Annotated in this window: 21 protein-coding genes and 1 tRNA gene; 9 read left to right on the top strand and 13 right to left on the bottom strand. The window is 67.7% G+C overall.

Features of this window, described 5'->3' with window-relative positions; genetic code table 11:
* Positions 1-16 precede the first annotated feature (16 nt).
* From E3O48_RS18190 to E3O48_RS13005, 10 genes are all read right to left on the bottom strand, one after another.
* Positions 17-4246, bottom strand: a complete 4230-nt coding sequence (locus E3O48_RS18190) for an Ig-like domain-containing protein (protein WP_134539344.1) — start codon at positions 4244-4246, stop codon at positions 17-19.
* Between the two features lie 12 nt (positions 4247-4258).
* Positions 4259-5335 carry a hypothetical protein gene (locus tag E3O48_RS12965; RefSeq protein WP_134539346.1) on the bottom strand — a complete coding sequence of 359 codons (1077 nt, stop codon included), beginning with the start codon at positions 5333-5335 and terminating at the stop codon, positions 4259-4261.
* Between the two features lie 64 nt (positions 5336-5399).
* Positions 5400-6095 carry a hypothetical protein gene (locus tag E3O48_RS12970; RefSeq protein ID WP_134539348.1) on the bottom strand — a complete coding sequence of 232 codons (696 nt, stop codon included), beginning with the start codon at positions 6093-6095 and terminating at the stop codon, positions 5400-5402.
* Positions 6092-7798 carry a serine/threonine-protein kinase gene (locus E3O48_RS12975; RefSeq protein ID WP_134539350.1) on the bottom strand — a complete coding sequence of 569 codons (1707 nt, stop codon included), beginning with the start codon at positions 7796-7798 and terminating at the stop codon, positions 6092-6094. Before E3O48_RS12975 ends, E3O48_RS12970 begins: the two co-directional genes overlap by 4 nt.
* A complete protein-coding gene (locus E3O48_RS12980; protein ID WP_134539352.1) occupies positions 7798-8037 on the bottom strand; it encodes an FHA domain-containing protein in 240 nt (79 codons plus the stop codon). Before E3O48_RS12980 ends, E3O48_RS12975 begins: the two co-directional genes overlap by 1 nt.
* 9 nt (positions 8038-8046) lie before the next feature.
* Positions 8047-9000 carry a hypothetical protein gene (locus tag E3O48_RS12985; RefSeq protein WP_134539354.1) on the bottom strand — a complete coding sequence of 318 codons (954 nt, stop codon included), beginning with the start codon at positions 8998-9000 and terminating at the stop codon, positions 8047-8049.
* Between the two features lie 6 nt (positions 9001-9006).
* Positions 9007-9900: a PP2C family serine/threonine-protein phosphatase gene (locus E3O48_RS12990; RefSeq protein ID WP_241982525.1), complete on the bottom strand. Its 894-nt coding sequence runs from the start codon at positions 9898-9900 to the stop codon at positions 9007-9009.
* Between the two features lie 122 nt (positions 9901-10022).
* Positions 10023-11048, bottom strand: coding sequence for a TerC family protein (locus E3O48_RS12995; protein WP_134539356.1), 1026 nt, complete (start codon positions 11046-11048; stop codon positions 10023-10025).
* A gap of 284 nt (positions 11049-11332) precedes the next feature.
* Positions 11333-11405 (bottom strand) — tRNA-Glu (locus tag E3O48_RS13000).
* A gap of 57 nt (positions 11406-11462) precedes the next feature.
* Positions 11463-12365 (bottom strand): diacylglycerol kinase family protein, encoded by a 903-nt coding sequence (locus E3O48_RS13005; protein WP_134539358.1) that lies wholly within the window; start codon positions 12363-12365, stop codon positions 11463-11465.
* 105 nt (positions 12366-12470) lie between these two features.
* Here E3O48_RS13005 and E3O48_RS13010 point away from each other — a divergent pair, with 105 nt between their 5' ends.
* The 4 genes from E3O48_RS13010 to E3O48_RS13025 all read left to right on the top strand — a co-directional run bounded on the left by E3O48_RS13010 (position 12471) and on the right by E3O48_RS13025 (position 15946).
* A complete protein-coding gene (locus tag E3O48_RS13010; protein WP_134539360.1) occupies positions 12471-13109 on the top strand; it encodes an MBL fold metallo-hydrolase in 639 nt (212 codons plus the stop codon).
* Positions 13110-13239: 130 nt separating this feature from the next.
* A complete protein-coding gene (locus tag E3O48_RS13015; protein WP_134539362.1) occupies positions 13240-13974 on the top strand; it encodes an ABC transporter ATP-binding protein in 735 nt (244 codons plus the stop codon).
* Complete coding sequence (locus tag E3O48_RS13020; RefSeq protein ID WP_134539364.1) at positions 13971-15272, top strand: ABC transporter permease; 1302 nt, start codon at positions 13971-13973, stop codon at positions 15270-15272. Before E3O48_RS13015 ends, E3O48_RS13020 begins: the two co-directional genes overlap by 4 nt.
* Positions 15273-15280: 8 nt before the next feature.
* Positions 15281-15946: a TetR/AcrR family transcriptional regulator gene (locus E3O48_RS13025; protein ID WP_134539366.1), complete on the top strand. Its 666-nt coding sequence runs from the start codon at positions 15281-15283 to the stop codon at positions 15944-15946.
* Here the strand turns inward: E3O48_RS13025 and ald are convergent.
* The gene (ald, locus tag E3O48_RS13030; RefSeq protein WP_134505936.1) at positions 15936-17054 is read right to left on the bottom strand and encodes an alanine dehydrogenase; all 1119 of its coding nucleotides are present in this window, start codon (positions 17052-17054) and stop codon (positions 15936-15938) included. The genes E3O48_RS13025 and ald overlap by 11 nt on opposite strands.
* Before the next feature lie 381 nt (positions 17055-17435).
* Here ald and E3O48_RS13035 point away from each other — a divergent pair, with 381 nt between their 5' ends.
* Positions 17436-18635, top strand: a complete 1200-nt coding sequence (locus E3O48_RS13035; protein ID WP_134539368.1) for a CdaR family transcriptional regulator — start codon at positions 17436-17438, stop codon at positions 18633-18635.
* Between the two features lie 36 nt (positions 18636-18671).
* On the opposite strand, the gene E3O48_RS13040 is transcribed toward E3O48_RS13035, so the two are convergent.
* Positions 18672-20183, bottom strand: coding sequence for an amino acid permease (locus tag E3O48_RS13040; protein WP_134539370.1), 1512 nt, complete (start codon positions 20181-20183; stop codon positions 18672-18674).
* Positions 20184-20582: 399 nt separating this feature from the next.
* Here E3O48_RS13040 and E3O48_RS13045 point away from each other — a divergent pair, with 399 nt between their 5' ends.
* Together E3O48_RS13045 and E3O48_RS17680 are read left to right on the top strand one after the other, a co-directional pair.
* Positions 20583-21179, top strand: a complete 597-nt coding sequence (locus tag E3O48_RS13045) for a DUF6230 family protein (RefSeq protein WP_134539371.1) — start codon at positions 20583-20585, stop codon at positions 21177-21179.
* A 102-nt stretch (positions 21180-21281) separates the two neighbouring features.
* Entirely contained in the window at positions 21282-22580 is a 1299-nt protein-coding gene (locus E3O48_RS17680; protein WP_166788705.1) for a DUF6114 domain-containing protein, read from the top strand.
* Positions 22581-24022: 1442 nt separating this feature from the next.
* Here the strand turns inward: E3O48_RS17680 and E3O48_RS13060 are convergent.
* Positions 24023-24451, bottom strand: coding sequence for a GNAT family N-acetyltransferase (locus E3O48_RS13060; RefSeq protein ID WP_134539377.1), 429 nt, complete (start codon positions 24449-24451; stop codon positions 24023-24025).
* Between the two features lie 505 nt (positions 24452-24956).
* On the opposite strand from E3O48_RS13060, the gene E3O48_RS17685 reads away from it, so the two are divergent.
* Both E3O48_RS17685 and E3O48_RS18370 read left to right on the top strand, forming a co-directional pair.
* A complete protein-coding gene (locus tag E3O48_RS17685) occupies positions 24957-25127 on the top strand; it encodes a hypothetical protein (protein ID WP_166788706.1) in 171 nt (56 codons plus the stop codon).
* Between the two features lie 273 nt (positions 25128-25400).
* Positions 25401-25571, top strand: a complete 171-nt coding sequence (locus E3O48_RS18370; RefSeq protein WP_370250068.1) for a PLD nuclease N-terminal domain-containing protein — start codon at positions 25401-25403, stop codon at positions 25569-25571.
* Positions 25572-25574: the final 3 nt, after the last annotated feature.

The following is a 25574-nucleotide window of genomic DNA, read 5'->3' on the forward strand; positions in this document are numbered from 1 at the left end:
TCCTGTTTCATTTTTGCTAAGGACCGCCGGGCGTGACGCCCAGCCCGTCCCAGTTCGTCGTTGCCCGCGTGTGATAGACGGCGCCGGTTCCGTTGTTGGTGAAGCGCACCCGGATCGAGTCGGAGTTTCGCTTTCCCAGGCCGTTTTGCAGCCAGAGTCGCCCATTCCCGCCGAGGTTCACGGTCGTGGTCGAGAAGGTGGCACTGCTGCCGTTGATTTCCGTGATCACCGAGTAATTCCCACTCGGCAGATTGGCGAAGTCCGCTCCGACATAGCGGCAGCCGATGCAATACGGGGCCGGATTGCCCTTCAGGACGGTGCCGGTCGGCGCGGGCGGCGGCGGGTCGCTGACCTGCACCGGGCTGGATGCCGCCACGGGGCCGACTGCCCCGCCGCCGCTGTTGATGGCGCGCACCTCGAAGGAGTATTGCCCGGCGCCCTTGCCGGAGACCGACGCCGACGTGCCGGTCGTGTCGTTCCAGCCGCCGGAGTTCAGCTGCCACTGGTAGCGCACCGGGCCGCCGCCGGTCTGGGCCGGGGCATTCCAGCTCATCGTGAGCCTGGCGGGCGCGTTCCCGTTGGAGGTGATGTCCGGGTTCCGGGGCGCCGTGGGAGCACCGTAGGGGGTGACCGCCCGGCTGGCGGGCGACGGGGCACCCTCGTCGATGGCGTTGACCGCCGCGACCGTCGCCGTGAACGATTGGCCGTTCGTCGCGGGAAGCACACAGTCGACCCCGGCCGCGCACCCTCTCTCGGTCTTGCCGTCGTAGCGCACGACACAGCCGGTGATCGGTGAGTTGTTCGCGGCCGGCGCGCTGAAGCGGATGGTGACGCGTCCGTCTCCGGCGCTGGCGGACGGCTGCTTGGGGGCGTCGGGGGCGTTGCGGACGACGAGGGTGACTCGTCCCTGGGTTTCTCGCAGGGGGTCACGGGTGGCGTCCTGGATGCGGTAGACCACGGTGAGGGTGCCGGTCGCGCCGGAGCCGGTCTTGACGGTGACACCGGAGGCGGTATGGCTGACGGTGGCGGTGCCGACCTGCTGTTCGATGTCCGCCTTGATCACGGTGAGCGGTTTGGCCTCGGCCGAGTACGGGTTGTAGTCGTTGTCGAGCACGGGGATGGTCAGGGTGGTGCCCGGCCGGGTCTCGATGCCCTCCCCGTTCGGGCCGGCGTCGTCCACGGCCTGCGGTTTCGCACGGGTCGAGGACACCACGGTCACGTTCACCGAACCGGGGATGGTGAATTCCTTGTAGGTGACCGTGAACGACAGGGTGACCTTGCTGCCGGGCTGCACGCCCAGCGGCGCCGAGACGACGAGGTTCGCCCCGTCGAGGTTCGCCGCGACATCCGTGCTCGACCCGGTCAGGGTCCCGTAGCGGAGCTGCTCGATGACCTGCGGGTTCGGGTGGCCGCTGGAGGCGCGCAGGATCACGGCCAGGGCCGTCTCGCCGGCCTCGATCGTCACGTTCGGCGGGGTGAACGTGGGCGGCACGTCTTCGGAGTTCGGGTCGCCGACGGTGATCGGGATCGTCAGCGTCGCCTGGTTACCCTTCGGGTCGGCCGCGGAGCTGCCGTCGGTGACGACGAAGGTGACCGACGCCGGACCGCGGAAGTCCTTCCGGGGCACGAAGCCGAGCGTGGTCGGGTCGAGCTGCACCGCGGCCCCGTTGCTGTTGGTCGCCGACGCGGACAACACCAGCGCAGGCCGGCCCGAGGGCACCTCGACGATGTCGGCGACGGTCCAGTTCTTGGACCCGTTCATCCGCACGAGCTGCTCGGGCAACGGCTTGAGGAACGGCGGCGGGAACACCTGCTCCTCCACCGGTTTCTTCTTCTCGTTGCCGTCGGGCTTGGCCGGCACGATGATGAACGCGGTGGCGCTGAGGTGATCGATCTCGTTGGTCAACCGGTAGGCGATGGCCTGGCGCACGTTCGTCGGCGTCACCGTGACCTTGCCGCCCGGCCCGACCTCACCGGATGCCGCGTTCGGGCCCTCGAGGCTGACCGTCAGGTCCTCGACCAGGCCGCCCGGGTTCTCGGCCTTGTCGCGCACCGTGAGCGTGACGTTATCCTTCGCCAGAACCTGCTTCGGCTCGAGGTAATGGTCCGTGGCCGTCGGGTACTGCGCCTTCGCGTCCTGGGTGACCTTCACCTGCACGAACGCCGTTGCCGCCCCGCCATGGCCGTTGCTGATCGCGTAACGGAGCGTGTAGGTGCCCTCGACCTCGGGCGCGTCGACGATGATCCGGCTGCCGTTGACCTTCGCCCGGATGCCGTCGGCCACCTCGGGCAGCTTCTTGGCCAGGGTCAGCTTGTACCCGTTCGGATCGGAGTCGTTCAGCACCACCGGGATCGACCCGGTGCGCCCCGGCTTGATCTCGATCGCATCATCGACCGCGTTCGGCGGCAACAACGCCACCGGCCGCGGAATCACCCCGATCCGCACCGTCCCCTTCGCCGTGGAACCCAGGGTGTCCTCCACCTCGTAGGTGAACGTGTCCGTGCCGGCCGTGCCGGGGAACGCCTGATACACGAACGAGTCGCTGCCCTGCCGGATGATCCGGCCCAGGCCCGGCGGACTCGTCACCTCCTTCAGGAACACGGAATCCCCGTCAGGATCGATGCCGTCCAGGGGCACCTTCACCTCGATCGTCGAATCGGCGAAGGTGCGCATCGTCAACGGCACCGGCGTCGGCGCCTGGTTGTTTGCCGTGTCCGGCCCCACCACGGTGAAATGCACCACCGCGGTCGCCGTCTCCAGATACGGGTCGGTGATCGTGTACGCGACACTGAACGCGCCGGGCTCCTTCGGCGCCTGGAAACGCACCTGGTTGCCCGTCACGAACGCCAGCCCGCCCGCGTTCGTGACATCCGCCAGCACCGGCAACACGCTCATCGTCGCCGAATCCGGATGGTAATCATTGGCCAGCACGGGGACGCTGACGATGTCCCCCGCCCGCACATTCACCGAATCGTCCACTGCCACCGGCGGCTGATGCTTGACCAGCGGCGGCACCGGCACCACCGTGATCCCGGCCGTGGACGTGCCCTGCCCGTCACTGATCGTGTAGGTGAACTGCACCTGCTGCGTCAACGCCGCCGACGTCGTCACCCGCAACACCGTGTTGGTGAGGATCTCGACCGTGACCAGGTCGTCGGTCGCGCTCGTGTCGACCGACTGCACCGCCAGCACCCGCCCGGTCGGCGACACATCATTGTTCAACACCGGAACCGTCAACGGTTCCCCCGCGCGCAGATAGGCGGTGTCCTTGACCGCGATCGGCGGCGACTGCCCGGCCGGGCTCTCCTTCACATCCACCCGGATCAGACCGACGCTGGATGCCGCGCCCGCGCCCAGGCTGTAGGTGAACACGTAACTGCCGGCCTCCGGCGCTGAGAACGCCACCGTGCCCCGATCCAGGTTCGCCACCGCCGACACCGACCCGGGAACATCCGTCACCCCGATCAAACCCAACGCCGCCCCCGACGGCGACACGTCATTCTTCAACGGTTCGACCAGAACCGTCTCCCCCACGAACGTGCTCGCGAAATCGGGCGTGCCCACCGGATTCAACGACCCCGGAGCCTTCACATCCACCGTGAGCACCCCCGAAGCCTGGACGACACCGTCCGACACCACGAACGGCACCTCCTTCACCCCCAACTCGGCCGTCTTACTCTCGAAGGTCACGAACCCCTCCGGGCCGAACCGCACCCCGTCGCCGGTCGTCGGCGACGCACTGACCAGATAGATGTCATCGCCGTCGGGGTCGATCCAGTCGCTGAGCACGTTGTAACTGACCAGTTGGCCCTGCTCCACGCTGATCGCCCCCGCCCGGTGCGAGACCGGCGCCAGGTTCTGGTCCGCCGGACGGACCGTCAGATTCACGCTCGCCTCCGCGACCGCACCCCGCCCATCCGCCACCGTGTATCGGAAAGTCGCCGTGCCCGCCATCGCCGGCGCCGGCGTGAACTGCAACGCCCGCCCGCCGTCGATGTAATCCAGGCGTCCCTGTGCCTCCGAAAAACCGTTGGTATTGACCACCGTGAGCACATCACCGTCAGGATCCGTGTCGTTCTCGAGCACCGGCAACACCGTCGTCTTGCCCGGTCGCACCCCGTACTCGTCGTCGTGGGCGAGCGGTGCCCGGTTCTGCGGCGTGCGCTCCGCCAGGGTGTCCTCGAACGACTGCTGCGACGCCTTCTCGTCACCCTCCTCGGAGTCCTCCTCCTCGGGCGGCGTCACCTCATCCCAGTTCTAGACCAGCCGCATATTCGCATCGACCAGCCACACGTTTCCGTTCGACAGGTTGTTCAGCGCGATCACATTCCGGTTCACCCGGAACTCCAGCGTGGACCCGAGGGTCGGCTGCGCGATCGCCTGCGCGCTGGGCTTCTTCCCCGCGCACGCGGCCAGGTAGCGTTGCGCGCCTGCCCACGCCCCGTGCGCGCACCCGTACAGCCACACCGGTTTCGACACCGCCTTCGGATCGGTCACCATCCGCTCCATGCCCGCCGACACGGCCACCGCCTTGCCGCCTCCCAACGGCACCTCCAGCAGCCCCTCACCCGTCGCCACCACCGCGAACGAGTTCTCCGCGCCGCTCTGCTGCAGCTTCAGCCCATTCGCCGGCAACACGATCGGCTCGCCGCCGTCGACGATCAGCCGGTTCTTCACCGTGTCGAGGACAACCGCCTTCTCCCCCACCGCCGCCACCTGGTGCGCACCCAGCTTCGGCAGGTCCGTCCGGCTGGGCTTGTCACCGGTCCGGGCCAGCGTCACCAGCTTCTTCGTCAGCGGGGACGTGCCGAACACCGCGCCCGCCTTCGACACCGCGATATGGCCGCCCTTGCCCAGCTTCATCACCGGATCGGACTTCTTCGGATCGAAATTCAGATCGCTGCCCGCGTTGATCACCCACACCGACCCCGAGCCGGGTGCCATCACCGCCAGGGTGTCTCCGCCGAACGCGACCTCGGACCCCACCGGCACGTCCACCCGCTGGCCGAGGGTCGTGAACGACGCGTCCACCCGCTCCAGCGACCCCGCGCTCCCGTCGAACAGGAAAACGTCGTCGCCGTCCTGGAACACGTCGAACGTGCTCGACGCGGCGTTCACCGAACCGTTGAGCTCCTCGATCTGCCGATTCAGCCGGCCCGCGAGCAACTGCTTCCCGTTCGTCACCCACACGTCCCGGGCACTCAAATCCACATCCGTCACCGGGAAACCCTGGTGCAACACCGCGAACGTCAACGGCACGCCGATGATCACCGCTACGGCCAGCACGGATGCCGTCGCTTTGCGCAGCCGAAACCACGACGCAATGGCCCCCATCGTCGATCCCTCCGCGCCGTTCCCACCCCGAAACGACCAGCCCCGGACCATTCCGGTCACAAAGCTAACACGCGGTCGGCGCATCGAGCAGGGCCAGGTCGTCGGCGCTGACCAGGCGGATGGCGACGGCGTATTCGACCAGGCGGCCTCGCCGGTTCGTGGCGAGTTTGCCGCGTCCGCCGCGGAGTCCGTCGACACCGAGCTTGTCGAGCTTCTCGCAGACGTTGTCGAGCTTGCGGTTGAACGTGGTCATGTTCCAGCCGAGCCGGGCGGCGGCGTCCGCCGAGCTGGGGATGGCTCCGCGCCCGGGGACGGTCTGGCGGAGCACGCCTTCGGCGAGGGCGACGACGAGCAGGCGCTGGCTGCTCGTCAGGGTCACCGGCAGGATGGTTGTCGTGCCGGCGTCGCTGGACGCCGAGACGGAGGTGTTGAAGTAGTCCTCCTCGGCGTGGATCGTGAAGTCGTAGGTCGTCGATCCCGCACTGAACATCACGTGCATCGTCTGGAAGACGATCGGCAGCTTGGCTCCGGGAGCCAGCCAGGCCTGCACTGTGCCGGTGGTGTCGGACACCGTGGCGGACAGGAGGGTGCCCACGTTGGAGAGCCACCACATCCCGAATTCCTCCGACAGGCGCAGGAAGGTTCGGTGGAGGTAGGGGTTGTCGTCGATGGTCAGGTCGGATTCCCGGCCGATCGAGAAGTCGGTGCCGGGCTGGGTAGTGTGCCATTCCCCGCAGTACTCGATCCTGAGGGGCTTCATCGGTTGCAGACTCGGTTCGCCTCGGACAGCTTGCCGTCCTGGCGTTGCAGGTAGAGGTCGACGCAGACCTTCGACCCGGGTGTGACGCCGTCGACGGCAATGTCGCCCGTCGTGCTGAGTTTCGGCTGGGTGGGTTCGTCGGCGCGGGCCCACCGGAACACGTCGCCCTTCTTCGGGTCGGAATTGCTCACCGTGAAGGTCACGACGGTGCCGTCGACGGACGTGGCCGTGCCCTCGAGCTTGGGCGAGGGCACCCCGGCCACGAGATTGGCGTCCCCGACCTCGCCGCTGGTCGCGCGCGGCGTCGGGGCGAGGTCGGGTGACTGGCTTCCGGCGAGCGACACCGCGGCCACGATCGCGCCCACGAGCACGACGCCGGCCGCGACCGAGATCGCCGGCACCAGGGCGCGGCGACGCGCCGGTCGGGGCGGCGGTGCGGCATCCTGCCCGGGAGTCGCGACGACGCGCCGGGGCCGCAGGACGGTCTCGATTCCGCTTCCGCCTCCGCGAAGCGCTGTGCCCTCCGGGGCCGCCCCGGCCGGATCCGCCACAGCAGCGTCGGCGTTCGCCGCGGTTCCGCGGGGGTCGATGACCACGGCGCCGCGCCCCCGTGTCTCGTCGGTCTCGGCCGGTGCTGACGGGGTCGGCGTTTGGGCCCGGTGGATGGCCGGCTGGGCCGCGATCGTGGTGACCGAGCGGGCACGTGTTTCGTTCTCGTCGGTGGGGGCTGCCCGTTCGTCCGGCCCGGACTGAGGCAGACGCGGCACCTCGATGCCGGTTGCGGCATAGCCGAACTCCAGTTCGATCCGTTGCAGGGCCCGGGCGAAGTCGAGGGCCGTCGCATAACGGTTGGCGGGGCTGGTTGCCATCCCCTTCGCCAGCACAGCCGTCAGCGACCTGGGCACGTCGTCCCGGCCGATCGGGGTGATCGCCCCGCGCTCGATCCGGCCGATCAGGTCGAGGGTGCCGTTGGAACGCCCACGGATCTCGAACGGCGTCTGGCCGGCCAGCAGGGTGTGGATCGTCGCGGCCAGGGAGAACACGTCGCTGCGCACATCCGGCTTCGGGTCGTCCTCGAACATCTCCGCCGGCGACCAGGGCACGCTCATCCCGACCGACTGGCCGTCGCTCGTGCCGGTGCCCTCGCGGGCCGCGCCCGTGCCGCCGGAGCCGGCGGGAAACGGGCCGCTCTGGGTCTGCACGGGGAGGTCGTCCTCGAGGCTGGAGGAGATGCCGAAGTCGGTGAGAGCCGGCCAGCCGAAGTCGTTGGTGAGCACGTTGGCCGGTTTGATGTCCCGGTGCAGGATTCCGGCGCCATGGGCCGTCGCCACCGCACCGGCAAGCCGCACGCCCGTGCGCAGCGCGTCTTCGGCGGTGAAACGCTCGCGCTTGTACCGTTCGGCCAGGCTCGGCCCGGAACAGTGCTCCATCACGAAGTAGGGCCGGCCGTCCCCGGCGACCCCGGCGTGGTAGATGGTGACGATGTACGGATGCGTCGACAGTTGCGCCATCAGGTTCGCCTCATCGACGAACCGGGCCCTGGTCGCCGGGCCCAGCTGCTCGGTCAGGAGGACCTTGACGGCCACCCGGCGCCGCGGCAGCCGTTGCTGGTAGAGGAAGACGTCCGAGAACCCGCCGGAGCCCAGCGTGCTGATGAAGTCGTAGCCGGGCAGCTCGGGTGGCATCGACGTGGCGCGGCGCATCAGACCACGCCCGCGTCCTGGCCGACGCTGAGCGTCACGCCGCCGCCGAGGTCGACGACGGTGCCGACGATGACCGAGGTCGACTCTCCGCCGCGCAGCTTCTGGGGTGGCTTGCCCGGCAACACGATGACGGTGCCGTTCCGGGAGTGGAGGTCGGTGACAACGACGGTCTCGCCCTCCACGGTGATCCGCACGTGGTTGCGGGAGATGTCCTGGTCGGCCCCGCCGAGGCTGACCAGCCGCGGGACCTAGCCGCCGGAGACCTTGTTCACTCCCGGCGCCCGGCCGACCACGATCGGCTGGCCCAGCGGCTCGCGAACACCGTTCGGGAGGAGCAGGTACAGGGCAGGCTGCGCAGCCGCGGCGGCGGCTTCCGGCGCGGGCCGGGCACGTCGCCGGGAGTCCCGGAGTGTGCGGATGTCCCCGCTCATCACGGTGAGGCCGTCGTGCCTGGCGGGGTCAACGGCATCCGCACCGGCGTCGTCGTCGTCCGCGGGGCGAACCGCGGCCTGCTCGACCCCGCGCATCATGGTGGCGCCGAAGAGGTGGTCGTAGCCCTGCGCCGCGGCGGGCTCGACCGCATCCGCTGCCGGCGTCGGCGCCGGTGCCGGGCGAACGCCGCCGCTCCGGACGATGGCGACCGTCTGGTCGGTGATCGTCTGGTCGGTGATCGTCTGGTCGGTGATCGTTTCCTCGGCGATGCTCTCGGCGACCGGGACCGGCGCGGCCGTCGACGCCGGCAGCGACGACAGCGAGATCCGCCGCACACGCACGACGCCGGACGACAGCGGCAGCGCCGGCAGCGCCGCCCGCGGATCCCCGCGCTCCCCGCACTCCCCGCACTCCACCGTGATCTCCGTCATGCCGGAGAAGGGCTGTTCACGCCAGGTGGACACGCCAAGGCCGGAGAGCTCGGCGTCCCCGTTCTCCCCGGTCAGGCGCAGCGACACGTCGCCGCGCAGGATCGCCCGGCCCGTGAAGCCTGGCCCGGCGGCGGTGTCCCAGGTCAGCAGGACGAACGGCGGCGTGGCGAACAGGCCGGCCGACGTCAGTCCGTCGAGAATACCCTGCGCCCCGCCGTCCAGGCTCGACCAGAGCCGGTCGACGGAGTCGCGGGAACCGTCCGTCCGCACGACGAGGAGGCAGCCGGGCCGTGTTGCGGCCAGCCACTCCCCCGACTCATCGCTGCAATACGAGAGCATTGATCCTCACCCCTGGCTTCGCGGCCTCGTGTCCTCGTGATGTTCCCCTGCCCCGGGAATCCGATCCTGCGTGTTCTCGTCGTCCGGGTGCTGCGCCCCCGTTTCCGGGTCGCCCAGCACCGATTCGACATATACGACCGTAACGTTATCGTGGCCCCCGTGGGCCAGTGCGGCGTCGACGAGCACCTCGGCGATGGACCGCCCGGCGTCGGACGTCTCGTCGTGGGCCGCCAGCAGTCTGGCGATCTCGGCGTTGCCCAGTTCCTTGGTGAGGCCGTCGGAGCAGACCAGGAACGAGTGGCGGCCGGACGCGGGCAACAGCCACACGTCGGCGTCGACGAATTCGTCCGCTCCGATGGCTCTCGTGATCACGTTGCGCTCCGGATGCTGTTCCGCGGACTCGGCGGTGATCAGCCCGGCGTCCACCATCTCCTGCACGGCCGAGTGGTCGACGCTGAGCTGGGCCAGCGTGCGGCCGTCCCAGGTGTAGACCCGCGAATCGCCGATGTTGAAGACCATCCAGTGGAACCCGACGTCGTCGCCGGCATCCACGAACGCCACCCCGGCCAGGGTCGTGCCCGACACCGCGGTGCCGAAGTCGTCGACGGCGCTGAGGTCGCGCACCGCATCGTTCGACGAGTGGATGGCGTCGAGGATGCGTTCCGGCGTCGACGGCGCCCCACGTTCGATGTGCTCGTCGAACACCCGGGCGACGGTCTGGCTGGCGACGTCGCCGTGTGCGTGGCCGCCCATCCCGTCGGCGACGAGGAAGACCGGAGCCTGCGCCATGAAGCTGTCCTCGTTGATCTTGCGCTCGCGTCCGACGTCGCTGTGGGCGCTGAACGAGAACCGCACCCGGGTGGAGGGCAGCTTCATGTCGAACTCGCCAGGTTGGGACACGGCACTCCAGTGTTCGGTTCTTCGCGTCGATGAGCCGCGGACGCGCCACCGACGGCGACGAGCTTCCACCGTACCAACTCCGCGGGGTTCGCCGGGCAGCGGCCTCGTCGCCGCGGGGCCGGCTACTCCTCGACGGGCTGCGGGATCTCCTCGGCGAGGGTGTGGCCCCGCTTCCTGGCGTCGCTGGAGGCCTTGATCACGCTGGCCACGGTGGCGACGGCCATCGACACCACGATCACGCCGAGCGACGTCCAGGTGTCGATCTCCGGCGCCCAGGCAACCCCGTCGCCGCCGTTGATGAACGCGACCTCATTGGTGTGCAGGGCATGCAGGACGAGCTTGACCCCGATGAAGAAGAGGATGAACGCGATCCCGTACTTGAGGTATTCCAGCCGCTCGAGCAGTCCGCCGAGCAGGAAGTAGAGCTGGCGCAGCCCCATCAGCGCGAACACGTTCGCGGTGAACACGATGAACGGGCTGGTCGTGATGCCGAAGATCGCCGGGATCGAGTCGAGTGCGAAGACCAGGTCCGTGGTGCCGATCGCGAGGAGCACGATCAGCATCGGGGTGAAGATCTTGCGCCCGTCGACCACGGTGCGCAGCTTGGAGCCGTTGAAATCCGGGGAGATCCGCATCCGCTTGCGCAGCAGGCGAATCAGGCCGTTTTCGGCCTCGTCCTCCTCCGGGTCCTTCGCCACCGCCTGGTGCACGGCGGTGTAGAGCAGGAAGGCGCCGAAGATGTAGAAGATCCAGCTGAAGTTCTCGATCAGCTGCGCGCCGAGCAGGATGAAAATGCCGCGCAGCACGAGCGCGATGATGATGCCCACCATCAGCACCTCCTGTTGGTACTTCCTGGGCACCTGGAACCTGGCCATGATGATCACGAAGACGAACAGGTTGTCAATGCTCAGGCTGTACTCGGTCAGCCAGCCGGCCAGGAACTGGCCCGCATGCTCGGCGTCGGCCAGCACGAGCATGAGCAGGGCGAAGACGAGCGCGAGCGCCACGTAGAACACCACCCAGAGGGTCGCCTCCCGCATCGACGGCACGTGCGGCCGCTTGTAGACGATCAGCAGGTCGGCGACCAGGATCAGCGTGAGGATGACGAGGGCGCCGATTTCAAACCAGAGCGGGAGAGCAAGATCCATGCGGGGGGAAAGCCTTTCACTGACGGGATGCTGAGAGCAGCACGAAACCCGAAAGTCTCTCCCGCACCTGTCGGTACCACCGTGCCCGGGGCCGCGATGCTGAGGCCCGTGTTGACGATCACGGCATAGGGCGAAGAATTCTCAGCCCAGAGGGATACTCCCTTTCACTCGGTGAAGTCTACCGGCACGCTCACCCCGGCCGGGGACGCATCCCTGCCCGCGGAGCACAAGAACCCGCGGAGCACAAAAAAGCTCCCCCGGCGAACCGGAGGAGCTTGTGATTGTGACCCCAGCGGGATTCGAACCCGCGTTACCGCCGTGAGAGGGCGATGTCCTAGGCCGCTAAACGATGGGGCCGTTTTTGCAACTTTCAGAGTATGCCACATGGAACGGGCCGAGGCCAAACCGAGCGGCTCAGGCGTGCACGAGCAGGGCGCCGGGCACGACGTCGAGTTGCACGGGGAGACGACCGATCCGCTCGCCGTCCCCGTAGGCGACCACGTTGTCCGCATCGATCCATACGCTTCGGCAGCGGCTGAGTTCGACCTGGGGCAACCCGGTATGCGTTCCGGAGAATACTTTCGGGAACACCCGAAGCAGGCCCAGCCGCGACAGCGGCGTGACGATGAACAGGTCGAGCAGTCCGTCGTCGAGCAGTGCGCCGGGGGCGATTCGCATGCCACCGCCGATCGAGCTGTTGTTCGCCACCGAGATCAGCATGGCCCGGACGGTGCGTTCCGCGCCGTCAACACTTAGCCGGTAGGACAGCGGACGGAAGGTCGCCAGCACGAGCAGCATCGCGAGCGTGTACCGGCTCTTGCCGCGCGGGCGCCGCATCCGGTTGGCCCGGTCGTTGACCACGGCGTCGAAGCCGGCCGAGACGACGCCGGCGCACCAGCTGGTGCGACCTTCGGCCTGCACCCGAATCGCGTCGATCGCCCGCGGCGGGTGGGCGATCGCGTCGAGGAGGTGACGGATGGCGGCCTCCGTGTCGTCGAGCGGGATGCCCAGCCCACGAGCGAGGTCGTTGCCCGTGCCGGTCGGCACGATCGCCAGGCCGATCGGCGTCCCGGCGACCAGATTCGTGGCCAGGCTCACCATCCCGTCGCCGCCGACTACGACGAGGACGTCCACCCCGGGCACGAGTTCGACTGCCACCTCGGTGCGGAGCAGGTCGAAATTGACTTCACTGCGTGCGGTTACGGTGTGGCCGGCCGCGACAAGGGCTGCTTCAACCCGGGGGCCGACGTCTGCACGGCGGCCGAAGGAGGCGTAGGCGTTGACGGCGACGATGATGCGCAGGGCAGGAGCGGGCATGGTGCCAGCGTAGGGGGACGACCCCGTCACACCCGGCTCCCGGCCCCGCCGGACCCGCCGTGTCCTGGCTTGCACGGCGTCTCGAATGGGTATTAGCTCGGGAGCATGAAGCTGACCAAACTGGAGCACGCCGCCCTGATCGTCGACGTGGCCGGCCGGAAGCTGTACATCGACCCCGGTTCGTTCACCACGGCCCTGACCGACACGGCCAACACGGATGCCGTCGTGATCACCCACGAGCACCCTGACCACTGGACGCCCGAGCAGCTCGACCGCATCCTGGAGTTCAACCCCGACGTCAGGATCTTCGGTCCCGCCGGGGTCGCAGCGGCAGCTGCAGGCTACCCGGTCACGGTCGTCGCGGCCGGCGACGAGGTCGAGGCCGGTCCCTTCCGGTTGCGCTTCTTCGGCCAGAAGCACGCGGTCATCCACGAGTCGATCCCGGTGATCGACAACGTCGGGGTGCTGGTCAACGACGAGCTCTACTATGCCGGCGACGCGTTCACCATCCCGTCCGGGGTCGACGTGCGCACCCTGGCCGTCCCGGCGAACGCGCCTTGGCTCAAGATCAGCGAAGTCATCGACTACGTGCTCGCGCTCAAGCCCAGGCGCAGCTTCCCCACCCACGAGATGCTGCTCTCCCGCGCCGGCAAGGAACTCTCGAACACCCGGATCCGCTCCGCCACCGAGCAGAACGGTGGCGAGTTCTTCCCCCTCGAGCCGGACGAGTCCCTCGACCTCTGAGCATCCGTCGTCCGGGCACGGAGCGAACTGCCGGGGCGTGCACAGCCCGCTCCCAGACGGTTCATCCTGCGTGCAGCTACTGTAATTTTATTGTCTCTGCACAACCCTCTCGACGAAGGATCCCCGCATCATGAGCGTTCCCGTGCTTTCGGCCCATAACATAGGCAAGTCCTATGGGAGCGGCGCGAACCGTTTCGACGCGCTCAAGGGGGTGTCCCTGGACATCCAGGCCGGTGAATCCGTCGCCATCGTCGGCAAAAGCGGATCGGGCAAGTCCACCCTGATGCACCTGCTCGCGCTGCTCGACGACCCGGACAGCGGCAGCCTCCTGGTCGAGGGCACCGACGCCCGAAAGCTCAAGGGCAAGGAGGTGAACCGGCTGCGCAACCAGGACTTCGGTTTCGTCTTCCAGCAGTTCTTCCTCACCGCCAACGCGACGGTGCTCGACAACGTCGTGCTGCCGCTGAAGATCGCCGGGGTGCCGCCCCGGGAGCGCAAAGCCCGCGGCATGGCCGCGCTCGAACAGCTCGAACTCGCCGACAAGGCGAAGAACAAGGCGATCAACCTCTCCGGCGGGCAGAAGCAGCGGGCCGTCATCGCCCGTGCCCTCGTCAACAACCCGAAGGTGATCTTCGCGGACGAACCGACGGGAAACCTCGACACGGCGACGGGGGCCGTGGTCGAGGACATCCTCTTCGCCCTCAACAAGGACAAGGGCATCACGCTCATCATCGTCACCCACGACATCGAACTCGCCGCGCGTTGCGACCGCCAGATCTTCATCCGCGACGGCCTCGAGGACACCACCGAATCCGGAGCCTCGCGCAAGAGGCACGCCGGAGCACACGCAGGAGCACACGCATGAAGTTCATCGACATCGTCAAGACCGCGATCGCGAACAGCTTCCGCAGCAAACTCCGCACCGGCCTGACCGTGATCGCGATCTTCATCGGCGCGTTCACCCTCACCATCACCAGCGGCATCGGAACCGGCGTCACCAGCTACATCGACACCCAGGTCTCCGCGATCGGCGCGGCGGACGTGCTGACGGTCTCCAAGGCGGCCGACTCCACCTCGTCCACCACCGACGGCCCGGCGGCCTACGACCCGAGCAAGGCGACCACCGTGAGCCTCGGCAACGGATCAAGACCGGGAACGACCATCCAGGCGCTCACCGCCAGGGACCTCACCAAGATTGAGAAGACCTCGGGCATCCTGGGCGTCGACCCCTCGGTTCGGGTGACCCCCGACTACATCGAGTACGACGGCAAGGGCAAGTTCGAGATCATCGTCAACGCCACGGCCACGCTCACCAAGGCCGACCTGGCCGCCGGAAGCCAGCTCAGTAATGCGAGCACGGCCGATCAGATCCTCCTTCCGACGACGTACCTGAAGAACCTCGGTTTCCCGAGCGCCAAGGCGGCCGTCGGCCGCACGGTCTCGATCGGGATCACCGACTACACGGGCGCTCAGCAGACGGTCAAGGCCACGGTCGTGGGGGTGCAGAACGAGACGATCCTCGGCGTCGGCGCCGGCCTCAACCAGACCCTGACCGACACCCTGCACGCCATCGAGGTGACCGGGGCTCCGGCTGGCGCCACCGACAGCTATGCGACGGCCACCGCGCATTTCGATGTCACGAGCACCCCGGCCGAGATCACCGCCATCAAGGACGACCTCACGAAACAGGGCTACGCGTCGCAGACCGTCGCCGACCAGATCGGCTCCTTCCAGACCGTGATCAACGTCATCATCGGCGTGCTCAACGCGTTCGCCGTGATCGCGCTCATCGCGGCCGGTTTCGGCATCATCAACACCCTGCTGATGAGCGTGCAGGAGCGCACCCGTGAGATCGGCCTGATGAAGGCCATGGGCATGAACGGCGGTCGCGTCTACACCCTGTTCAGCACCGAAGCCGTCTTCATCGGCTTCCTCGGCAGCGCCCTCGGCGCCCTGGCCGCGGTCGGTGTCGGCTCGCTGGTCAGCAACATCCTCGCCGACGGCGTGTTCTCCGCCCTTCCCGGCCTGCAGGTCGTGCAATTCGCCCCGAGCTCCATCGCCATCATCATCGGCGTCGTCATGCTGATCGCGTTCCTGGCCGGCACGCTCCCGGCGCGCGCCGCCGCCAGGCAGAACCCGATCGACGCCCTGCGGTACGAGTAGCGGGCCCCATGACGAGCAAGCCGGCCGTCGACGACGGGCTGCGCGCCCGCAAGCGCGCGGCCACCCAGGCCGGACTGGAGCAGGCGGCCCTGGCGCTGGCACTCGAGCACGGCTACGAGAACGTCACGGTCGACATGATCTGCGACGCGGGCATGGTCTCACAGCGCACGTTCTTCAACTACTTCGGCACGAAGGAGGGTGCCTTCCTGGGCACCCCTCCCCCGATGCCGGCGGATGCCGAGCTCGCCCGTTTCGTGCAGGGCGCCGGCGCCGATGTCCTCGGTGATCTCGTCGGGCTGATCACAGCCGCTCTCGTCGACCAGGAGCCGGACCCCGGCATCCTCCGGTCACGGCGGATGCTGATCGAACGCACCCCCGAGCTGCTGGGCCGGGAGAACACGCGCATCACCGAGCTCGAGGAGAGCCTCACCCTGCTGGTGCTGGAGCGCTTCCACGCCCAGGGCCGCAGCGAGGAGTCCACCCCGGGCCTCGAGGACGAGGCCCGGATGGCGGTCACCCTGGCCGGTAGCGTGATGCGTTTCTCGATGCAGAAGTGGTTCACCGGCGGCTTCACGGGCAGTCCGGGCGAGCTTCTCCGGCACTCGATCGCACTCATGCGCCGGATCGCCGCCGCGGAGAACCCTGCTCCGGAGGGCGCACGGGTCAGGCCGTGACGAGCTCGCGCCAGTCGGCCAGTTCCAGGCCGTGCGCCTCGGACACCGAACGGTTGGTGACCCTCCCGGCGGCGACGTTCAGGCCCAGGGCGAGCGCCGAATCCCGCTCGCAGGCGACCTTGACGCCGAGGTTGGCCAGGGCCACGCCGTAGCGGAGGGTGACGTTGGTCAGCGCGTAGGTGGACGTGTTCGGCACCGCGCCGGGCATGTTGGCCACGCAGTAGAAGATCGACTCGTGCACCGTGTAGGTGGGGTTCTCGTGCGTGGTCGGGCGGGTGTCGGCGAAGCAGCCGCCCTGGTCGACGGCGATGTCGACCAGCACCGAGCCGGGCTTCATCCGCGCGACCAGCGCATTGGTGACCAGCTTCGGGGCCTTGGCGCCCGGGATCAGGACCGATCCGATCACCAGGTCGGCGTCGATCACGGCCCGCTCGACCTCGTAGGAGTTCGAGGCGACCGTCTTCAGCCGACCCTGGTACTGGCCGTCGAGCTGGCGGAGCCTGTCGATGTTGATGTCGAGGATGGTCACGTCGGCGCCGAGCCCCAGGGCCATCGCGGCGGCGTTCGTTCCGGCGACGCCGGCTCCGAGCACGACGACCTTGGCGGGGCGCACCCCGGGCACGCCGCCGAGCAGCACACCCTTCCCGCCGGCGGGGGCCATCAGCGACTGGGCGCCCACCTGCACGGAGAGCCGGCCGGCGACCTCGCTCATCGGCGCGAGCAGGGGCAGCCCGCGGCCGGGGGTCTGCACGGTCTCGTAGGCGATCGCGGTGACTCCCGCGTCGACCAGCGCCGTGGTCAGCTCGGGCTCAGCGGCCAGGTGGAGGTAGGTGAAGAGAACGAGGCCCTCCCGGAAGCGGTGGTATTCCGCGGCGACGGGTTCCTTGACCTTCATAACCATGTCGGAGCGGGCCCAGAGGGCGTCGGCGGAGTCGACCAGCTCTGCGCCGGCGACGCGGTACTCCTCGTCGCTGATCTGCGAGCCGACTCCGGCACCGGTTTCGACGAGCACCGTGTGGCCGTTGGCCAGGAACTCGTGCACGCCGGAGGCGGTGATGGCGACGCGGTACTCGTTGTTCTTGATTTCCTTGGGTACACCGATGATCATGGCCGACTCCGTTGCTGGTTGGTTCTCGTGAAAGGGTCCGCCGGCGTGCCTCGTGCGACGATGCCGGCGGCGGGGTCAAGACTAGGGGCCGCGTTCGCGGCCGGCCCGGGGAGCGAAGCCGGGCGCGGGGCATCCGCCGGCCGCGACGGAGGGCGAGCGGGGAATCCGGATGCCGTCGGCCGCCCCTCCCCGGCGGCCGTTCCGCAGCCGTTCAGGGGTTTTGCCCTCAGCCGGGTCCGGCCCGCCGGGCCGTCGCGGCACGCGTTGCCGAGGCCGACGGAACGCCGCAGGGGTTTGTCACTCGACAACTGTCGAGTCTCGGCTCGTCAATCGTCGCCGGTTGTCCGAAACGGGGCCCGGCTGGCGCATAGCATTGAGCCCATGAAGACGGCGGAAATCGAAGAGCTCGTCGAGACGCTTGCCGCCGGTCTGGACCGTGCCCTGTCGCTCGAGGACCTCGACGGCGGACTTGTCGCCTACAGCCGTGACCAGCCGCTCGCCGACAGCGTGCGGGTCAACTTCCTGTTGAGCAAGAAGGTGCCGGCCGACGTGAGTGCCTGGCAACTGCGGCACGGCATCGCCGCGGCGGTGCGACCGGTCGTCGTGCCCGCCAACGCGGATCTGGGGATGCTCGGGAGGGTGTGCGTGCCCTTGCTGGTGCGCGGTTTCCGGGTGGGCTACCTGTGGGCCCTGCAGGGATCGCAGGACGAGTCGCCGGAGGCGATCCTCGGCGAGCTGCCGGCCGTGCGCACCCAGCTCGACCGGCTCGCCGAACTGCTGCTCGACACGAACACGGCGGAATCCGAACACCGGAGGCAGCGCGAGGCGCTGTTCCTGGCCGCCTGCGCCGCCGATGCCGTGGCCGTCGACGAGATCGCGGACTGGCCGCAGATCCACGCCACCGGGCCCTGGCACGTCGCGACCCTGATCGACAGACCCGCCGCCGAGAGGGAGGGCGGCGCCCTGCTGCAGCGCATCGCCGCCCTGCAGGCCACCGTCGGCATCGACGCGGCCCGTTTCAGCGCCGGCACCGAAACGCACGCGGTCGTGCTGCTGCGCGACTCCCCCGGCAAGCTGGTGCACGCCGAGGTCCTCGCCCGGTACGGGGCCGAGATCGCCCGCCGCGGCGGCCCGCCGGCCCGCCCCGACCTGATGGGGGTCAGCGAGGCCTTCCACGACCTGCGGCGCCTGCCGGAGGCCTACGCCCAATCCCGCAAGGCCGTGCAGGCCGCCGCCGTCGACAGCCGGCTCGGCGCCGTGGTCGACTACCGCCGGATCGGCGTGTATCAGTTCCTCGCTGCGGCCAGCCGCAACCTGGCCCCGGTCGAGTCCGTCTACTTCACTGAGCTCCAGGACTTCGACGCCAACCGGGAGCTCCTGCCCATGCTGGAGTTGCTCTACGACACCGACGGGTCGGTGCAGGATGTCGCCGCCGGCCTTCACCTGCACCGCAGCAGCATCTACAACCGGTTGGCGAGGATCCGCTCCCTGATCGGGGCCGACCCGTTGGGCGGGCAGGTGCGGCTGGAACTGCACCTGGCGATGAAGGCCGACCGCTGGTCGCGGCGTCCCCGGATCTGACGCAGCAGGGCCGGCCGGCCGGGTCAGCGGCGGCAGTCAGCGAACGAGCGCAGCCTTCTCCGCGCGAGCCTCGGCCTTCCACTCCTCGACCCGGGCCTGCTGCAGGGGTGCCTTGCGGTTGACGAACCAGGCGATGCCGAGGGCCAGGAACCAGATCGGGGCGACGACGAGTGCGAGGCGGGTGTCCTCGGCCTGGCCAAGGGCCCAAAGCATGAACGCGAAGAACGCCAGCACCACCCACGGCATGAACCGGGCACCGGGCATCCTGTACTTCGACGCGGCATGCAGGTGGGGACGGCGCCGGAGGAACGCCAGGTAACTGACCATGATGATCGACCAGACGAACATGGTCAGCACCGACGCCACCGAGGTGACGAGGGTGAAGGCACCCATGAACGAATCCCCCGTGTACAGCAGCACGACTCCGGCGAGCAGGAAGATGCAGGAGAACAGCAGGGCGTTCTGGGGAACCCGGCGGCTGCTCAGCCTGCCGAAGGAGCGCGGGGCGTTGCCGTCCTGGGCGAGGCCGTAGACCATCCGCGAGGTCGAGTAGATGCCGGAGTTGGCGCTGGACGCGGCGGAGGTGAGCACGACCAGGTTGATGACGATGGCCGCGATGCCGAGGCCCGCCAGGGTGAACATGCCGATGAAGGGGCTGCTGCCCGGGTCGATCGTGCGCCACGGGTTGACGGCCATGATGATGACCAGCGCGCCCACATAGAAGAGGAGCAGCCGCACCGGGATGGTGTTGATGGCGCGGGGAAGGTTCGTCTCCGGGTCTTTCGTCTCGGCGGCCGCGGTGCCCACGAGTTCGATTCCGGCGAAAGCGAAAATGGCGATCTGGAAGCCGAGAACGAAGCCGGCGACGCCGTGGGGGAACATCCCGCCGTCGTTCCAGATGTTCTCGAGACCCGCGACGGCGCCGGAGGGCGAGGTGAAGTGGGTGGCGATCATGACGATGCCGGTGACGATGAGGGCGAGGATGGCGAGCACCTTGACCAGGGCGAACCAGAACTCGGCCTCGCCGAAGGCCTTCACGCTCGGCAGGTTGAGCAGGATCAGCACGACGGGCGTGAGCAGCGCGGGGATCCAGAGCGGCGTGCCCGGCGCCAGGACGTCGACATAGCCGGAGATCGCCACGATGTCTGCGACCCCGGTGACGACCCAGAACGCCCAGTATGACCAGCCGGTGAAGAAGCTCGCCCACGGGCCGAGCAGGTCGCCGGCGAAGTCGCTGAAGGACTTGTAATCGAGGTTGGAGAGCAGGATCTCGCCCATCGCCCGCATCACGAAGAAGAGCATGAAGCCGATGATCGTGTAGACGAAGATGACGGCCGGCCCGGCGAGGGAGATGGTCTTGCCGGCACCCATGAACAGGCCGGTTCCGATGGTTCCGCCGATGGCGAGCATTTGGATGTGGCGGCGGCTCAGCGACCGGGCGAGCGGTGGGTCCAGGTGCGGGGTGGTGGCCGAACCGACGGGGCTCGTGGCCCCGGTTCGCGTGGTCCTGGTGCCGGTGGCGCAGGCCGCGTCGTTCTGATCAGGCATGGGTCTTCTTTCCTCATCACGGCACAGACGCAGCCGCTCAGCGGACGACCACGTCAACCGCGCTGGGGCCTTCACGAACGTGACGACCGGGACAACTCGGAACTGAAGTTGCAACACTAAGGGCACAATCACGGGCGACGGGGCGGGCGCCCGCGCGTGACCCGAACGAGGGGGTTCGCTTCGGCGCGCTCACCTGCCACAGGCGAACCCGTGCTCGACAGGTGTCGACTGTTCCTCGCAGAACGGGCGACCACTGTTCTGCTTCGTCGGTCAGAGCTCGCGCACCCCCCTTTCGCGGCAATCAGCCCGCACCTTATTGACAGTCCGACAATACTCTGAATATTCTGCACTCCGGGCGATACCGAAGTCGCCCGCACACTCATGTGTCAAGGAGGATCCATGAAGTTCAAGAAACTCACGCAGTCCAGGCCAGGTCGCATCACGCTCGCTGTCATCCCCGTCACACTCGTGATGGGGGTACTGATGACGGGCGTCGCGCAGGGCGCCGTGCCCGTCGCCTTCGCGGTGTCGGGCAGCCAGTTTCAGATCGGCGCCAGCAAGCTCGACGGGACCGGCTTCTCACAGTATGCGGGCGTTGCCGTGCAGGCCGACGGCAAGACCATGCATCCGGTCGCGATCGCGAACATCGACTCGGCCTCGCTGACGGACCTGTGCCAGTCGGTCGTCACCGTGACGCCGCTGGGCACGCTCGGTCTGCTCATCAACGCGGGCGGCGGGGGCAATCCGGCCAAGGCCAGTGCCCTGCAGCTCGGGATGACGGACCTCCAGGGTGACGCGACGTTCACCAACATCCGCATCGGTGTCGACGCTTCCAAGGTCAACACCGCCGCCAAGGGCACCGCGGGCGATTTCGCCCAGGATGCCGACCACATCACGATCAACGGTCTCAAGCAGACGGCCTGGAGCACCCAGGCAGGCACGTTCGCCCTGAACGGCCTGCACATGCAGATCACCAACGGAACGAAGTGCTTCTAGCGCGACGCCCCTGAGAAGTCGCTCCGTTCGCCGGGGTGCCGGCCCGCCCGTGGCGGGCCGGCACCTGCGGCGCTCCACCACCACAGCAAAGGAACCAATCGGGTGAACATTTTTCGACGCGCGACGACGATGGCAGCAGCAGGCCCGGATGAACCAGGCGCTGGTTCCCGGTTCGGCCGGTGGTACCGGACGCGGCCGGCCATCGGCGGTCTGCTGATAGCCGTCGCGGGAATCGAGATGCTGTTCTCCGGGCAACTGGACCTCGGCAACATCCGCATCCAGGTGGGCATCGAGGGGATGCAGGCGATGATCCTGCCGGTCGCCCTGATCACCCTCGGCGTGCTCATCCTCGCGATGCCGGCCCACCGCATGTTCTACGGAGTCATGTCCCTCACGTTCTCGATCTACGCTCTCGTCGGCGTCAACCTCGGCGGATTCTTCATCGGAACCCTCCTCGGTCTCATCGGCGGGGTCATGGCCGTGTCCTGGATGCCGCGGCGCGCTCCGACCGCAGACTCCCCCGAACCCGCGGATGACGCCGCCCCGCACGACCCGGTCGGGCTCGCACTGATAGATCTGGAATTCCCTGCCTTCCGCTCCCCCTCGGAGTCGGGTGTCGAGCCTCCCACGCCGGTGACGACCGGCCAGACGGGGATGCGGGCCGCGTCCTTCCTCGACAGGGTGTCGGCTTCACCGGCCCGGAGACGGCAGGGCCACGCCCTCGCAATCGTCGCGCTCGCGATGCTTCTCGGTGCGTCTTCCGCAGGCCTGGCCACCGGCCCGTCGTTCGCGGACCCCGGAGTCACGACCCCGGCAGCGCCTGACCCGCAGGTCTCGACACCGGCTCCGACTCCGACTCCTGCACCGACAGCGACTCCGAGCCCGACGGTCGCTCCCCCGCCCGCCCCGACCACGGCGCCCCCCGCGGCGGCACCCGCACCATCCGTCACCCCGCCGGCCACACTTCCTCCGGCGGCCATCGACCAGGATGCGCCGGTAGCCGCCCCCATGGCGGCCCGGCTCCGCAGTTCCTCGGTCACCCTCGAGGGCGCGCGTTACATCGGCACCGTGGCGGTCACCCTCGCGGACGGCTCGCCGAGAACCGTGCTCAAGATCACCGCAGACCGTGTCGGGCTTGATGCCTTCTCGCTCGACTCGACCGATCCCGCGGTCCGGATACCCGGCACGACCGCGACGCAGGTCATCCTGGGCGGGTCCGTGACGATGTACTGCACGTCACTCTCCGGAAACCTCACCGACGGCACCCCGGTCGCCTTCGATCCGTCGACGCCGCCACCGCTGAATGCCGACCTGCCGTCGCTCACGAGTGCGACCGTCGCGCTCGTCACCGTGTCGAGCGTCACGGCGACCTTGGCCGGTGCCGCCATGTCGGTCGGCTGACCGCGGGCGATGTGCGCCCTTATCTGGGGACAAAGGATGTCCTCCCCAGGACATCGGCGCTACATAGCCCATGCGCCAGTGAGCACGCGACTGCGGGCGCAGATGGAACTGGAGTGGTGACTTCGTGACCCCAACTGGCCAGCCCGCCGCCCGCGGCATACTGAATACCGCGGTTTTCCGCTGTTCTCATTGATGCAGTGCACGCGCTGACACGGATGAGTACGGGTCGATTCTGGTCATTATGGTCTGTCTGTCCCACGGGCTCTCCTCCGACGAATTCTGCGCTCAATGGGTCGGGCGATGAAGTGGGTCGCATCCGTTCTCACGCAGACGGGTAGCGCAGCAAACGGCGGTCGAAGCGCTGACTCGAGCGCACGTTCACTCTATGAGGAACGAAAGGACTACCGGTCGTACCTCCGGTGCCCGGTGCCCGGTGCCGCGGACTGTGAACGGGGCTCGTCGCGCCAGAAGGGTCGCCTCGGTGAGAAGCGTACGATCTCCAGCTGCGCCCGCAAGCCGTCAGCTTGGCCGATGTGTTCCGGGTGCGATACGCCTCGTAGCCGGCAACGCCGCCAGGGCCGCGCGCGACAATGCGAACCCGGCAACAACGACGAGGAGCAGGCCAAGACCGGCCCCCGTGGTGAGTGACCAGTTCGTGATTGTCGACGAGACCGTGCCTCCTTCTGCCGCCGTCCAGGTGCAGCCATATCCGATCGGAACGGCCGACGCGAAGGAATCGACCAAGCTCCCCTCCGCCCGAAGCGCTCCAGACGGCAGCGCAGCGTATGTGCAACGGTCGTACGCGAGACGAAAGTCACCCACCGTCGCTAACCCATAGGACATGACCAGTAGAACGACCCCGACCACTCCGGCCGGAATCGCGAGACTTCGAACACGAACTGCTCTCTTCGACATTTGTCCCCCCTCGCGCAGACGTTCAGCATCTTACTTCTGAGCTGTCGGCGGTCCGCCAACTCACGGAGAGCGTCTTCGATTTCTGACTTCTTGAACCCCGCTAGTTGCAGCGAATCCCGAATCCTCGCCTCGGCACGTTCTTGCCGGATCGTCGCCCGATCTGACGAGCGCGTTAGTCGCCAGTATCTGAACAGCTTGGATGCCAGAAGGAGTGCATAGAACGCGATGCCAAGGACGACCAATGAGAGCACAGCCCCAGCAAATGCGTTCACAATCTCCACTGCGAGATGCCTCTCTTGGACCTCGTCCCAGCCGCACGAAACGACTGAAACGGATGACGGGAAGAGACGGAAGGTCTAACACCGATTCCCCGATGCCCCCTCGGTTGGCCACAGCTTATGGCCGTGTCCCTGGATACTCAACCCAACGCCCGGCTTCGATAGGTAGTCGCTGGCAAGCGTTCCCTCGGGGGTACATTCGTGAGACCCGACACGACCTAAAGCGGCGCGGTGTTGGTCTGCTGTCTCCTAAGCGCGCGGGTTACCGATGCGTTCCATCCACGTCTCGGGAATATCCAAAGCGGTGAAACCTAACTTGGAATAGACGCCGTGGGCATCGTAGGTCGAGAGAGCGATGCGCCTCAGACCAAGCGGCTCACACTCTTCCAGGACCCCCGCGATGAGCACACCGCCAATGCCCCGACCGCGAACCTCGGGGTCGACGAATACATCGCAGAGCCATGCAAAAGTCACTCCATCCGTGATGACGCGTGCGTAGGCGACTTGCTTGTTCGATTCTGTGTCGTAGACGCCAAAGTTTCGTGAGCCGTCTATCGCCGCATCCTGCCTGGCACGCGAGCGCCCCGGCGCCCAATAAGACTGCTCGCTGATCCAGCGATGCACCTGGTCACGGTCTATCTCGGCAACGTCGGCAGAGAACCGATAATTCGAATCCATCCCCCCATCTAATCGGTCCTGAGCGAACTGCGCCCAAACATTCACCGGGCAGCAACGCACATTCCCGCTAGGGGTTCCCTCAGCAATTACCTCGGTGACATCATTCTTTTGTTACCGATCCGATCCGACGGACGCCCTCCCGATCGCGCTCACGAGCGGGCTTGATTGACACGAAGTCCCCAAGATGTCACTGTGCCTCTACCGTGGAATTTCATCCGTGCAGCTATTGGGGGACGCTTTGGATTCTGGACTTCCGCACCGACTCGGCCGCCGCATCGTTGCTGTGCTTGCCGCGGCCGCACTAGCGGTGCTGTGCTTGGCGGCAGTGGCCGGGTGGCTCCTACTTCGGGACTCACGGGTTGACCTTCAGCCCGAATACTTTGTGGGCGAGGAAGGCCCCGGGATCGGAATCCCCCTTCTCGCCGGAGCCAACGACGTCACAGCATCGATATGCGAGGCAGAGTTTCCCTGCGCGTCGGCGTGGGGTTCGGGTCAAATGGTGCTGATGAAGTTCGCGTCCAAGAACGACGCCGCCGCTGCCGCGCGGTCTCTCGGATCCTCGGGCTATCGGTCGGATTGGCTTGTTGCCAATTTCATTGACGAGTCAGTCTCAGAAGCGGAGCGCAGATACGCCGCCGAGGTGATGGATGGAGCGTGGCAAAGCGAGGTGGACTGAGCCGCCTTGGACGGCCGCCTCCGGCTGATCATCCCGTGTGGACGACTTCCCACAAACCCGCGGGAGCGGCGATGAGCTGCTCATCATTCGGACACCCTCTTCATCGTTCAGCACAAGTGAGCGTTCCGGAGAGGGTTCCGTAGACGCATCTTCACGGGGGTCCTATCTTGAAGTATCCAAACGAACGGAACCGTCATAGACAATCCAGTCGCATTTGCAGTCGCTCTCGCATCCGTCGTCGCCGTCCTCTACGTCGCTGCGATCGCGTACGCCATCGCCCAGATCGCGCGAACCCGCGACCTGTCCGAGGTGGAGAAAGCCCTCTGGATGATCGCCGTCGTATTCGCGCCTCTGCTGGGCGCACTCGTTTGGTACTTCGCCGGGCCACACCCATTCGGCGTCGCCGAGTCCCCTGCGACGAAGCCTGCTTCCCGACCTTTTTGAACT

The sequence above is a fragment of the Cryobacterium sp. HLT2-28 genome (assembly GCF_004402495.1).
In the GTDB taxonomy this organism is placed as follows: Bacteria; Actinomycetota; Actinomycetes; order Actinomycetales; family Microbacteriaceae; genus Cryobacterium; species Cryobacterium mannosilyticum.